Source organism: Rhizobacter terrae (assembly GCF_003852895.1).
Classification (GTDB): domain Bacteria; phylum Pseudomonadota; class Gammaproteobacteria; order Burkholderiales; family Burkholderiaceae_C; genus Albitalea; species Albitalea terrae.
In genome coordinates this window covers 577980-590763 of the sequence record NZ_QUSW01000004.1, presented here as the reverse complement: position 1 = coordinate 590763, position 12784 = coordinate 577980, and the positions used below count along the sequence as shown (strand labels likewise).

The 12784-nt window shown below is 68.2% G+C and carries 12 protein-coding genes; 8 read left to right on the top strand and 4 right to left on the bottom strand.

From position 1 onward, the window contains the following. The first annotated feature begins 20 nt into the window (after positions 1–20). Complete coding sequence (locus DZC73_RS17455; RefSeq protein WP_124541620.1) at positions 21–692, top strand: hypothetical protein; 672 nt, start codon at positions 21–23, stop codon at positions 690–692. Positions 693–733: 41 nt separating this feature from the next. Here the strand turns inward: DZC73_RS17455 and DZC73_RS17450 are convergent, their stop codons facing one another. Beyond that, positions 734–1504, bottom strand: coding sequence for a sterol desaturase family protein (locus tag DZC73_RS17450; RefSeq protein WP_124541619.1), 771 nt, complete (start codon positions 1502–1504; stop codon positions 734–736). 123 nt (positions 1505–1627) lie between these two features. Here DZC73_RS17450 and DZC73_RS17445 point away from each other — a divergent pair, with 123 nt between their 5' ends. The 6 genes from DZC73_RS17445 (at position 1628) to DZC73_RS17420 (ending at position 8712) form a co-directional block, all read left to right on the top strand. Beyond that, complete coding sequence (locus tag DZC73_RS17445) at positions 1628–2290, top strand: TetR/AcrR family transcriptional regulator (protein WP_124541618.1); 663 nt, start codon at positions 1628–1630, stop codon at positions 2288–2290. 76 nt (positions 2291–2366) lie between these two features. Beyond that, positions 2367–4364 carry a DNA topoisomerase IV subunit B gene (locus DZC73_RS17440; RefSeq protein ID WP_124541617.1) on the top strand — a complete coding sequence of 666 codons (1998 nt, stop codon included), beginning with the start codon at positions 2367–2369 and terminating at the stop codon, positions 4362–4364. Then, positions 4364–4891: a GNAT family N-acetyltransferase gene (locus DZC73_RS17435; protein ID WP_124541616.1), complete on the top strand. Its 528-nt coding sequence runs from the start codon at positions 4364–4366 to the stop codon at positions 4889–4891. The genes DZC73_RS17440 and DZC73_RS17435 overlap by 1 nt, the downstream gene beginning before the upstream one ends. Further along, positions 4888–5589, top strand: a complete 702-nt coding sequence (locus DZC73_RS17430; RefSeq protein ID WP_235835174.1) for a lytic transglycosylase domain-containing protein — start codon at positions 4888–4890, stop codon at positions 5587–5589. The genes DZC73_RS17435 and DZC73_RS17430 overlap by 4 nt, the downstream gene beginning before the upstream one ends. Before the next feature lie 29 nt (positions 5590–5618). Then, positions 5619–7949 carry a DNA topoisomerase IV subunit A gene (parC, locus tag DZC73_RS17425; protein ID WP_124541615.1) on the top strand — a complete coding sequence of 777 codons (2331 nt, stop codon included), beginning with the start codon at positions 5619–5621 and terminating at the stop codon, positions 7947–7949. Positions 7950–8001: 52 nt separating this feature from the next. Further along, positions 8002–8712 carry a tetratricopeptide repeat protein gene (locus DZC73_RS17420; protein ID WP_124541614.1) on the top strand — a complete coding sequence of 237 codons (711 nt, stop codon included), beginning with the start codon at positions 8002–8004 and terminating at the stop codon, positions 8710–8712. A 17-nt stretch (positions 8713–8729) separates the two neighbouring features. On the opposite strand, the gene DZC73_RS17415 is transcribed toward DZC73_RS17420, so the two are convergent. From DZC73_RS17415 to DZC73_RS17405, 3 genes are all read right to left on the bottom strand, one after another. Continuing rightward, the gene (locus tag DZC73_RS17415) at positions 8730–9218 is read right to left on the bottom strand and encodes a hypothetical protein (protein WP_124541613.1); all 489 of its coding nucleotides are present in this window, start codon (positions 9216–9218) and stop codon (positions 8730–8732) included. 120 nt (positions 9219–9338) lie between these two features. Next, on the bottom strand, positions 9339–9815 hold the full coding sequence (locus tag DZC73_RS17410) for a disulfide bond formation protein B (protein WP_124541612.1): 477 nt from the start codon (positions 9813–9815) through the stop codon (positions 9339–9341). 2 nt (positions 9816–9817) lie between these two features. Continuing rightward, positions 9818–10273 carry a RidA family protein gene (locus tag DZC73_RS17405; RefSeq protein WP_124541611.1) on the bottom strand — a complete coding sequence of 152 codons (456 nt, stop codon included), beginning with the start codon at positions 10271–10273 and terminating at the stop codon, positions 9818–9820. A 48-nt stretch (positions 10274–10321) separates the two neighbouring features. On the opposite strand from DZC73_RS17405, the gene DZC73_RS17400 reads away from it, so the two are divergent. Beyond that, on the top strand, positions 10322–12781 hold the full coding sequence (locus DZC73_RS17400; RefSeq protein WP_124541610.1) for a DNA internalization-related competence protein ComEC/Rec2: 2460 nt from the start codon (positions 10322–10324) through the stop codon (positions 12779–12781). Positions 12782–12784 lie beyond the last annotated feature (3 nt).

Sequence of the window (12784 nt, the reverse complement as noted above, 5' to 3'; positions counted from 1 at the left end):
TCCAACGGGAGAGTTCCATCATGTCTCAAGACGTCACCATCACGACCAACCACGTCACCGCGTTCGGCATCAAGTATTTCCGCGGCAACGCGCCCAGCGTCTACATCGCCTGCGTCGGCGACAAGGAGACGCCGCTGATCGGCCAGAACCACATCCTCGTCGAGGACTCGGTGCCGGCCGACAAGTTGCAGATCCGCAAGGTCACCACGCTGGACATCGACCAGAGCAGTGCCACCGAGAAGAACGTGGACCTGTCGGTCACCGTGCCCCTGGTGGGCAAGATCAGCGCCGCGGATGCCAGCAAGCAGATGCGCGAGGACACGCTCAAGCTCGTGCTGTTCGAGATCCTGCCCAAGGACCTCGTGGCCGCGGCCAACGCCACGCCTCACGTCATCGAGTCGCTCAAGCGCATCGGCAACGACGGGCGGCTGGTGCACAAGGTCATCGTCGCCATGCAGGCCAAGACGGCGCAGGCCTTCAGCAACAGCGCCTCGCTGGACGTGTCGGCCACCGTCAAGGGTGTGAAGGTCACGGCCCATGGCGGCAGCGACAGCAGCGGCAGCACCACCATCGAGCTGGAGCCGCGCACGACCTTCGCGTACTTGCTGCTCAAGCCCAAGTGGGATGCCAGCATGAACAAGAACTGGAAGCGCATCGAGGACTGGGAAGAGGACCAGTGGAGCTTCAACTGATGCCGCGGGCGGGCCGGGCTGGCCCGCCCTTTTTCGAGGCGTCAATGCTGCACGCCCGCGCTGGCCGGGCCGTAGACCGGCTCGTTCACGTCCTTCATGGCGAGCATCGCGCCGAGCTGGCGGTCCACCGGCGACTCGAAGCCGCATTCGCCGCTGAAGGTCTTCGGATTGCGGAAGGTGCCCAGCAGGATGTCCCAGATCGGCAGGTCGCCGTAGTTGTTCGCATGCACGCCCTTGCGGTGGTGCTCGCAGTGCGCTTCGGGCCGCTGGATGAGTACGCCCAGCCATTGCGGCGTGTTCACGTTCCAGTGCTGGAACATGCCGTAGAACGCGGCCACGTAGCCGGTGAGCGCGGCAGCGATGGGGTCCAGCCCCAGCACGATCAGCGTGACGAACAGCTGCATCAGCACCTGGATGACCATCTCCACCGGGTGGAACAGCACCGAGCCTGACATGTCCACGCGTTGCGGGCTGTGGTGGATCTGGTGCGTGAGCCGCCACAGCGCCGGCACGGCATGCACGGTGCGGTGGTAGGCGTACATCACCGCCGACAGCACGATGTAGCCGACGACGGTGCCGCCGATGATTCCGAGGCCCGTACCGTCCATGAGCCGGTGTGCGGCCAGCCAGTCGGTCGGCACGGCCAGCGGCACGACGCCGGACACGATGCCGATCAGCAGCAGGAAGCCGATGCCGATCCATGTCCAGCCGCGGCGTTCGGGGAAGGCGCGGGCCGGGCGCCACTTCTCGATGGCCAGCATGACGAGGTAGGTGGCGGGAATCAGGAGTCCGATGAGGTCTGCGGGGTCCATGGTGGTGATCTCCAGGAGAGGCGGCGCCGGGCTGGCGTCACGGGCTATGTCGGGGGCCGTGGAAGATGTCTTACACCGTAAGGCGATGTTGGGAACTGTAGACTTACGGTGTAAGATCGTGTCATGGCGAAAACCCCGAGTAAGAAGCCCCCGAGTAAGAAGGCCGCGGGCAAGGCGACCGCCCAGCCCCTGTCGCGAGAGCGCATCGTGTCGGCGGCGCTGGCCTTGGTGGCCGAGGAGACGCTGGCCGGTTTCAGCACCCGCAAGCTGGGCGAACGCCTGGGCTGCGAGGCGATGAGCATCTACCACCACTTCCCCAGCAAGCAGCACCTGATGGACGCGCTGGTGGAGTACGCAATCAACTCCGTGCAGATGCCAGGCGACGGCCTGCCGCCCGTCGAGCGCCTGCGCTCGGCCATGCACGCCTACCGCGACATGGCCCACCGTTTCCCGGCGCTGTTCCCGCTGGTGGCGGTGCACCGGCTGAACATGCCGGCGGGCGTGCGTTTCATCGAATCCATCCTGGAGATCGTCCGTGCCGTGGTGCCCGACCGCGAACTGGCAGCGCGGCAATTCAGGGTGCTCGGCTACTACCTCGTGGGCGCCTGCATCGACGAGACCTCCGGCTACGCCAAGGGGCCGTCGGCTGCTGAACCGGTCAGCAACGAGTACATCGCCGAGCACTGCCCGAACCTCATGGACAGCGCCGAGTTCTTCCAGTCCGCCCACTGGGACAAGACCTTTGAGTTCGGCGTGGAGGCGCTGGTGCGATTGGCGATCAATTGACGCCCGCAGTCGCATTCGCTGACATCCGGGGGCTTCGGGAATTTCGCACGGCGGGCTCTGCCTACAATCCGCCGCGATGGCTACCAAACCCCCCAGCAAACCCAGTTCCAAGGCCGACGCCACCTACGGCGAAGCCTCGATCCGCGTCCTCAAGGGACTCGAGCCTGTCAAGCAGCGGCCGGGCATGTACACCCGCACCGACAACCCGCTGCACATCATCCAGGAGGTGATCGACAACGCGGCCGACGAGGCCCTGGCCGGCCACGGCAAGCGCATCGACGTGACCTTGCATGCCGATGGCTCGGTGAGCGTGCAGGATGACGGCCGCGGCATTCCCATCGGCCTGCACCCCGAAGAGAAGGTGCCGGTGGTGGAGATCGTGTACACCCGGCTGCATGCCGGCGGCAAGTTCGACAAGGGCGCGGGCGGCGCCTACAGCTTCTCCGGCGGCCTGCACGGCGTGGGCGTGAGCGTGACCAACGCGCTGGCCAAGCGGCTGGAGGTGACGGTCTGGCGCGAGGGGCAGGTGGCGGACATCGCCTTCTCGGGCGGCGACGTGGTGGAGCCGCTGAAGACGCGTCGTGCCTCGGCCGGCGACCGCAAGAACGGCACCACCGTGCGTGCCTGGCCCGACCCGAAGTATTTCGAGAGCGCCGAGTTCCCGAAGAACGAGCTGACCCACCTGCTGCGCAGCAAGGCCGTGCTGATGCCGGGCGTGACCGTGTCGCTCAAGAACGAGAAGAGCGGCGAGGTGCAGACCTGGGTCTACAAGGGCGGCCTGCGCGACTACCTGATGCAGACGCTCACCGCCGACCCGGTGATTCCGCTGTTCGAGGGCGAGCACTACGCCGACGGCGGCGAGACCGAGAATTTCGCCGAGGGCGAGGGCGCCGCGTGGTGCGTGGCCTTCACGGAGGAGGGCGCGCCCATCCGCGAGAGCTACGTCAACCTGATTCCCACGGTGGCGGGCGGCACGCACGAATCCGGCTTGAAGGATGGCCTCTTCGGCGCGGTGAAGAGCTTCATCGAGCTTCACAGCCTGCTGCCCAAGGGCGTGAAGCTGATGCCCGAGGACGTGTTCTCCCGCGCCAACTTCGTGCTCAGCGCCAAGGTGCTGGACCCGCAGTTCCAGGGGCAGATCAAGGAACGCCTGAACAGCCGCGATGCGCTGCGCCTGGTGTCCACCTACGTGAAGCCGGCGATGGAGCTGTGGCTGAACCAGCATGTGGACCTCGGCAAGAAGCTCGCCGAACTCGTCATCAAGCAGGCGCAGACGCGCCAGCGCGCGAGCCAGAAGGTCGAGAAGCGCAAGGGATCCGGCGTGGCCGTGCTGCCGGGCAAGCTCACCGACTGCGAGAGCCGCGATCTGGGGATGAACGAGCTGTTCCTCGTCGAGGGCGACTCCGCCGGCGGCAGCGCCAAGATGGGCCGCAACAAGGAGACGCAGGCCGTGCTGCCCCTGCGCGGCAAGGTGCTCAATGCGTGGGAGGTGGAGCGCGACAGGCTCTTCGCCAACAACGAGATCCACGACATCGCGGTGGCGGTGGGCGTGGACCCGCATGGCCCGAACGACACGCCTGATCTCAGTGGCCTGCGCTACGGCAAGATCTGCATCCTCTCCGACGCCGACGTGGACGGCTCGCACATCCAGGTGCTGCTGCTGACGCTGTTCTTCCGGCATTTCCCGAAGCTCATCGAGCGCGGGAACATCTACGTGGCCAAGCCGCCGCTGTTTCGCGTGGATGCGCCGGCCCGCGGCAAGAAGCCCGCGGCCAAGATCTATGCGCTGGACGATGGCGAACTCACCGCCACGCTGGACAAGCTGCGCAAGGAAGGCGCCCGCGAAGGCTCCTGGAGCATCGGCCGCTTCAAGGGCCTGGGCGAGATGAATGCCGAGCAGTTGTGGGAGACCACGCTCAATCCGGACACGCGTCGCCTGCTGCAGGTGGAGTTCGGTGCGCTGGACTTTGCGGCGACCACCGATTCGCTGACGCGGCTGATGGGCAAGGGCGAGGCGCAGGCGCGCCGCGAGCTGATGGAGCTTCACGGCGACGCCGTCGAAGTCGACATCTGATGGCCGACCGCCCCAGCATCCGTCTGCGCCCGACCATGCTGTCGGACCTGGACTTCGTCATCTCGGTGGAGCAGGACGAAGGCAACCGGCCGTTCATCACACCGTGGGAACGCACGCAGCATGAGGGCGCGGTGCGCTTCCCGGACTTCCGGCATTTCATCGTGGAGACCGGGACGAGCTATGAGTCGTCGGGCTTCGTCATCCTGCAGGGCTGCCGCAACCCGCATCGTTCGGTGGAGCTCAAGCGCATCGTGCTGCAGCCCAAGGGGCAGGGCTATGGCCGGGCTTGCGTGCGGCTGCTGATGCAGATGGCCTTCCGCGATCTGGGCGCGCACCGCTTCTGGCTGGACGTGAAGTCGCTCAACGACCGCGCGCAGGCGCTGTACCGCAGCGAAGGCTTCGTGGAGGAAGGGCGGCTGCGCGAGAGCGTGAAGACGGACAGCGGGTACGACTCGCTCATCGTCATGTCCATGCTCGAAAGCGAATACGCCGCCTTGCGCAGCGCGCAGGAGAAGGGCGCTGCATGAGCCGCATGGGCCGCCTGCTCGCTGCCGTGCTGGCCGGTGCCTGGTGCACCTTGGCCCAGGCGCAGCTGTGGGGCTACGTCGACGGTGCCGGCGTGGCGCATGTGGCGACCACGCAGATCGACTCGCGCTACCGCCTCGTGCTGGGCGAGCGCCAGGCGGTGGACCCGCGGGTGCCGGGCAAGACAGACGGTGCGGGTGGCCTCATCACCTGGCTGGACTTCGCCCCTGAAGTGAAGCGCCTGTCGCCGGTGCTGCGCGAGGCCTCGAAGGCGCATGGCGTGGACATCGAATTGCTCAAGGCCGTGATCGCCGTCGAGTCCGGCTTCAACGACAAGGCCGTGTCGCCGCGGGGCGCGATCGGGCTCATGCAGATCACCCCCGAGACGGCCGACCGCTACGCCACGAAAGCTGAAGCGCAGCAGCCCGCCGCTGAACGCCTGAAGGACCCGCGCACCAACGTGCTCACCGGCGCCCGCATGCTGGCCGACCTGCTGCGCCGCTTCGGCAGCATCGACGTCGCACTGGCCGCATGGAACGCCGGCGAAGGCACGGTGCGCAAGAGCGGCGGCAAGATGCCGGACATTCCCGAGACCCAGGCGCATGTGCACCTGGTGCTCGAACTCTATTGGGCCTTGCTGCAGAACAACCTGCAGCGAGGCGCTCATCAATTGCACATCCAGCAGGCCGACCCGCGCTGAAGACGCGTGCGGCCGAAGCGACAACAACAATGACGACCCAGACGACCATCGATTTCTCCGGCGGCGACGGCGGCTCCAGCGACGCCATCACCCTCGCCCACTACGCCGAGCGTGCCTACCTCGAATACGCCCTGAGCGTGGTGAAGGGCCGTGCCCTGCCCGACGTGTGCGACGGCCAGAAGCCGGTGCAGCGGCGCATCCTCTTCGCCATGGAGCGCATGGGCCTGAGCTTCTCGGGCGCCTCCGGTGCCAAGCCGGTGAAGAGTGCCCGCGTGGTGGGCGACGTGCTCGGCAAGTTCCACCCGCACAGCGACCAGGCGGCCTACGACGCGCTGGTGCGCATGGCGCAGGATTTCTCGCAGCGCTACCCGCTCATCGACGGCCAGGGCAACTTCGGCTCGCGCGATGGCGACGGCGCGGCGGCCATGCGCTACACGGAAGCGCGGCTGGCGCCCATCTCGCGCCTGCTGCTCGACGAACTCGATGAAGGCACGGTCGACTTCGTGCCCAACTACGACGGCTCGCAGCAGGAGCCCAAGCTGCTGCCCGCGCGCTTGCCCTTCGTGCTGCTCAATGGCGCGAGCGGCATCGCGGTGGGCCTGGCCACCGAAGTGCCTTCGCACAATCTGCGCGAGATCGCGGCGGCCACGGTCGCGCTGATCCGCGACCCGAAGCTGAGCGAGGAAGAACTCGCCGTGCTCGTGCCCGGCCCCGACTACCCGGGCGGCGGCCAGATCATCAGCAGTGCGGAAGACATCCGCTCGGCCTACGCCAGCGGCCGCGGCAGCCTGAAGGTGCGCGCCCGCTGGAAGATCGAGGACCTCGCCCGCGGCCAGTGGCAGCTCGTGGTCACCGAATTGCCGCCGGGCACCAGCGTGCAGAAGGTGCTCGAGGAGATCGAGGAGCTGACCAACCCGAAGGTCAAGGCAGGCAAGAAGTCGCTCACTGCGGAGCAGACGCAGCTCAAGGCCACCATCTTCTCGCTGCTGGATGCCGTGCGCGACGAGTCGAGCAAGGACTCGCCGGTGCGCATCGTCATCGAGCCCAAGACCAGCCGCATCGAGCAAAGCGAGCTCATCACCACGCTGCTGGCGCACACGACGCTGGAAAGCTCGGTGCCCATCAACCTCACGATGGTGGGCGCCGACGGCCGGCCGACGCAGAAGAGCCTGCGCCAGATGCTGGTGGAGTGGATCGACTTCCGCATGGGCACGGTGCAGCGGCGCACGCGGCATCGCCTGGGCAAGGTGCTCGACCGCATCCACGTGCTCGAAGGCCGGCAGCTCGTGCTGCTGAACATCGATGAAGTCATCCGCATCATCCGCAACGCCGACGAGCCCAAGGAAGCGCTGATTGCGCGCTTCAAGCTCAGCGATCGGCAGGCCGAAGACATCCTCGAAATCCGCCTGCGCCAATTGGCACGGCTGGAAGCCATCAAGATCGAGCAGGAGCTGAAGGACCTGCGCGTCGAGCAGGGCAAGCTGCAGGACATCCTGGACAACCCGTCCAGCCTCAAGCGCACGGTGGTCAAGGAGATCGAGACCGACGCCAAGCAGTACGGCGACGACCGCCGCACGCTCATCCAGGCCGAGAAGAAGGCCGTGGCCGAGGTGAAGGTCGTCGATGAACCGGTGACGGTGGTGGTCAGCATGAAGGGCTGGGTGCGTGCCCTCAAGGGCCACGAGGTGGAAGCCGGCGGCCTGCAGTTCAAGTCGGGCGATGCGCTGTACGGCGTGTTCCCCTGCCGCACGGTGGACACGCTGCTGGTCTTCGGCAGCAACGGCCGCGTCTACTCCGCGCCCGTGAGCCAGCTGCCCGGCGGGCGCGGCGACGGCCAGCCGATCACCACGCTCATCGACCTGGAAACCGGCACGCAGCCTTCGCACTACTTCGCAGGCGCCGCCGACCGCACCCTGGTGCTGGCCAACACCGGCGGCTTCGGCCTGCTGGCACGGGTGGGCGACCTGACCTCGCGCCAGCGCGGCGGCAAGTCCTTCCTCAGCCTGGAGGCGCAAGACAAGCCGCTGCCGCCCAGCCTGGCCGATGCCGCCACGCGCATCGCCTGCCTCACGCTGCAGGGCCGCCTGCTGGTGTTCGGCATCGACGAACTGAAGCTGCAGCCCAACGGCGGCCGCGGCCTCACGCTCATCGACATGGAGCCCAAGGACGCGCTGGTCAGCGTGGCTGCCTTCACCGACGTGCTGCAGGTGCTGGGCACCGGGCGAGGCGGCACGACGCCCAAGGACGAGACGCTCAAGGGTGGCTCGCTCGCCGGCTACGAGGGCAAGCGGGCGCGCAAGGGCAAGAAGCAGGAGCTGATGGTCAAGGCGATGCGGGTGCTGGCGGCGGCCAAGACCTGATTGAAGCCGCGGTTCATCGCGCGCATACTGCCTGCGCGAAGGAGGGCGGGCCATGATGAACCCGGCGATGAACCCCGCGATCAACGCGACGCTGAACCAGCAGCTCATGTCCGGCGCGGCCATGGGCCAGCAGGGCATGATGGCCGAGTCGCAGGGCAACGCGATGATGGCGGCCCAGCTCTATGAGCAGGCGATCGGCTGGATCCAGCAGTCCATGGGCACAGCCCAGCAATGGGGCGTGTTCATCCCTCATGGGGTGCATGCGGCGCTGGCCCATGCCCATGCTTGTGCGGGGCGGGCGAAGACCGCCCTGGGGCAGGCCCCGTTCGCGTGGCCGCACTGGCAGCAGGCGTTGTTCGAACTGAACCAGGCGATCGCCCAGTGCCCTCAGTTCGCGCCCTACCACGCAGCGGCCGGCACGGTGCTCATGTCCATGGGCAACCTCCACGATGCCTGGCGCGCCTTCATGAACGCGCAGCAATTGCAGCCGGGCGAGGCGATGTCGCAGCAGATGCTGGCGATGATGCAGAACATGCTGCCGCCGGCCATGGCGGTGCCAGCCATGCCAGGCTGGGGCGCGCCTCAGCCGCCGATGAACATGCCCGGCGGGAACGGGTGGGGTGGCGGTGCGGCTGGCGGAGGATCGGCCGGTGCCGATCAACACCCGGACTGGATGAAGACCGTGAGCAACGCCTGCTCCATGCTCGACCAGGTCTTCAAGACCGTGGGCGGCTTCCAGGACATGATGGGCCGCTTCGAGTAGCCGGCCCGCTCGCGGGGTCAGCGACGGCGCGGGGTCTTGCGCGGCTTCGGCGCGGGGGCGGGCTCCTCGTCGTCGGCAGGTTCCTGCTCGCTGGCCTCGGCTTCAGCGGCTGTCCACGGCAGCTTCGTCCAGAAACTGCGTTGCGCGTCGAGGAAGTGGTTCCAGGTGCGCAGCTGCAACTCCATGGCATCGGGAATGCCGTCTGCCGTTTCCGCAGGCTCCAGGCCGTGCTCTTCCTCGGCCACCGTCCGGGCGCCGCCGTTGGTGAACACCGGTGCCCGCTCGATCAGCGGCATGTAGAACGACCAGAACTTGCGCTGCAGGTCCACCATCTGCCCCCACAGGCGCATCTGGGCTTCCAGCGCCTGGCCCCACACCGCGGCCGGCGAGTCGGTCTCGCCCTGGGCCTGGTTGGCGGAGTTCACGAACCACGGTGCCAGCGGCATCTGGAACGGCACCTGGAAGGGGATCTGGAACGAGCTGGGCGATTCGGAACGATTCGGCATGGCGGCTCCAAGAGTTGGCGCGCCGGCCATGGAGCCGGCGCGGAATTGAACAACTCTAGTGCCTCATGCCCGCCGCGGGGGGATGTGCAACCAGCGGGTGCGGTCTTCCCTTGATGTGCGTCAACGGCTGCGCAGCGCCAGCACCGTCATGGCCGCCAGCAGCAGCGCCAGCAGCAGGCTCCAGAACTCGAAGGGCACGCCGAACACCGACACCGCTGCGTCCGCACAGCTCGCACGGACGGCGAACAGCGAGGGCGCGAACTCATCGATGCGCAAGGCGGTGATGATCTTGTCGGCGAAGGTGAGGGCGCACGAGGCCGACTTGGCGGCCACGAAGTGCTGGTAGACGGCCGCTGCCGCCGCGCAGGCCGACAGCAGCAATGCCACGACGGCCAGCAGCTTGCGCAGCATGCCGGGCAGGACCGCGCCGATGAGCGCGAGCACGCCGATGGCCGCATACAGCAGCCGCTGAAGAATGCAGTAGGGGCACGGTTCCATGCCGAAGCGGTACTGCGCCAGCAGCGCCAGCCCGATGCTCGCGGCGCACAGCACCGCCACCGCCAGCAGCCACTGGCGTGAAGTCCAACGCGGCAGCATGCTCAGGACACCTGCGCGATCAGCTCGATCTCGACGCAGGCGCCCAGCGGGATCTGCGCCACGCCGAAGGCGCTGCGGGCGTGGGCGCCCTTGTCGGCGAACACCTCGCCCAGCAGCTCGGAACAGCCGTTGGTGACGAGGTGCTGCTCGATGAACTCGGGCGTGCTGTTGACCAGGCTCATCACCTTCACGATGCGTTCCACCTTGTTCAGGTCGCCCACCGCAGCGTGCAGCGTGCCCAGCAGGTCGATCGCCACGGCGCGCGCAGCCAGCTTGCCGGTGGCGGTGTCGATGTTGCGGCCGAGCTGCCCGACCCAGGGCTTGCCATCGCGCTTGGCGATGTGGCCCGAGAGGAACACCAGGTTGCCGGTGCGCACGAAGGGCACGTAGGCAGCGGCGGGGATGGCAATGGGCGGAAGCTCGATGCCCAGGTCCTTGAGGCGGTCGTAGATGGACATGATTTTGTAGTCCGAAGGGGAGGCCGCAAATCCTACACTGCGCGCCCCATGACGGACCTCAGGCATCTCACAGGCTGGCGCATCGCAGGGCTTTGCACGGCCTGGCTGGCGGGCATGGCCGTTCAGTTGCAGGAGGCGGCCTTGCTACCGGCCGCGTGGCACCAGGCCGCCTGCCTGGCCGGGCTGGCGATGTGCCTGGCTGGTTGGCGGTGGCGGCGCGTGTGGATGGCGCCGCTGCTGGGCCTGGCCGTGCTGGGCTGGGGCACGGCCGAGTGGCAGGCCGCGTCGCGGCTGGCCGGGGCGCTGGACCCGTCGCTGGAGGGCGTGGAGCTGGTCGTCACCGGCGTGGTGGCCGGCCTGCCGCAGCGCGGGCCGTCGGGCGTGCGCTTTCGCTTCGAGGTGGAGCAGGCCGCGCAGGGTGATCGCCCGGTGCAGCTTCCGCCCACCTTGGCCCTGGGCTGGTATGCGGGATTCCACGAGGACGCCGTGCTCACCCAGCCGCAGATGGCGCTTGGCGCCGGGCAGCGCTGGCGCCTGGGCGTGAAGCTCAAGCAGCCGCACGGGCTCGTCAACCCGCATGGCTTCGATGCGGAGCTTCAGATGCTGTCGCAGGGCATCCGCGCCACCGGCCATGTGCGGGATGCCGTGCCGCCTCGCCTGCTGGGGCGCGAGGCCGCCCACCCGGTGGAGCGCTGGCGACAGGCGCTGCGCGATGCCATCGAGGTGACGGTGCCCGACCGCCGTGCGGCCGGCGTGCTGGCGGCTCTGGCCGTGGGGGACCAGTCGGCCATCGAACGCGAGGACTGGGACCTCTTCCGCAACGCCGGCATCGCGCACCTGGTGTCGATCAGCGGCTTGCACATCACGATGTTCGCGTGGCTCGCGGCGAGGCTGATCGGCTGGGCGTGGCGGCGGCATCCGCACCTGCCTTTGCGCTTGCCGGCGCCGCTGGCGGCCCGATGGGGCGGGCTGCTGGCCGCCTGGGCCTACGCGGTGTTCTCCGGCTGGGGCGTGCCGTCGCAGCGCACGATCTGGATGCTCGCGCTGGTCACACTCCTGCAATCGACCGGCCGCCGCTGGCCCTGGCCGCTGGTGCTGTTGCTCGCGGCCGTGCTGGTGTCGGCGCTGGAACCCTGGGCCTTGCTGCAGGCCGGGTTCTGGCTGTCCTTCGTGGCGGTCGGGCTGCTGATGGCCTCGGGGCCAGTCACCGCGCAGTCCCCATCGCCAAGTGTCGGGATGCGGCGCGCATGGGACACGCTGCGGGGCGAGCTGCGCAGCCAGGTCGTCGCGACGGTCGGCCTCACGCCGCTCACCCTGGTGTTCTTCCAGCAGGTGTCCATCGTCGGCTTCCTCGCCAACCTGGTGGCGATCCCGCTGGTGACGCTGGTGATCACGCCACTGGCGATGCTGGGCGTGATCGCCGCGCCGCTGTGGCTGGCCGGGGCGTGGGTGGTGAACCTGCTGTGTGGATGGCTGGCGGCCATGACCGCCTGGCCGGCCGCGGTCTGGACGGTCCCCGTTGCGCCGGCGTGGGCGCAGGCCGCGGCACTGGGCGGTGCAGCCTTGCTGGTCATGCCGCTGCCGTGGCGGGGCCGGCTGCTGGCCGTGCCGATGGTGCTGCCCTTGCTGATGCCCAGCGTCGTCCGCCCGCCGCCCGGCCAGTTCGAGCTGGTGGCCGCCGACATCGGCCAGGGCACCGCCGTGCTCGTGCGGACACAGCGACATCTCATGGTCTTCGACACCGGCCCGCAATACGGCCCGGGGGCGGATGCCGGGCAGCGCGTGCTGGTGCCGCTGCTGCATGCACGGGGCGAGCGGCAAGTCGACCGCCTCATGCTCAGCCACCGCGATGCGGACCACGTGGGCGGTGCCGCCAGCCTCGTGACTGCCGTTGCGGTGCGCGAGATGCACAGCTCGCTGGAAGACGCCCATCCCTTGCTGGCCCTGAGCCCGCCGCACCAGCGCTGCATGGCCGGGCAGTCGTGGGAGTGGGACGGCGTGCGATTCGAGGTGCTGCACCCGCGGGCCGAGGCGTATGACGCGCAGCTCAAGTCCAACGCCATGTCCTGTGTCGTTCGTGTCATCGGCCTGGGTGGCAGCGCCATGCTCACCGGCGATGTCGAGCGCGAGGGCGAAACGTGGATGGTAGGGAGCACGTCGGCTGCGCGATTGGCGAGCGATGTGCTCGTCGTGCCTCACCATGGCAGCAAGACTTCGTCGACCCCGGCCTTCATCGATGCCGTGCATCCGCGCTTTGCCGTCTTCCAGGCGGGCTACCGCAACCCGTTCGGGCACCCCGCGCCACTGGTGTTCGCGCGGTACGCGGACCGCCACATCACCACGATCTCCAGCCCGTCGTGCGGCGCATGGTCCTGGTCCAGCCTGCAGCCGGGGCAGGGTGTTTGCCAACGTGACGCCGATGCGCGCTACTGGCACCATGGGTCGCGAGGAGTCACGGCGCAAGAGCGGGTCGAAGGGGTATGCGCTGTTTGGCCTGGTTTTTGCTAACCT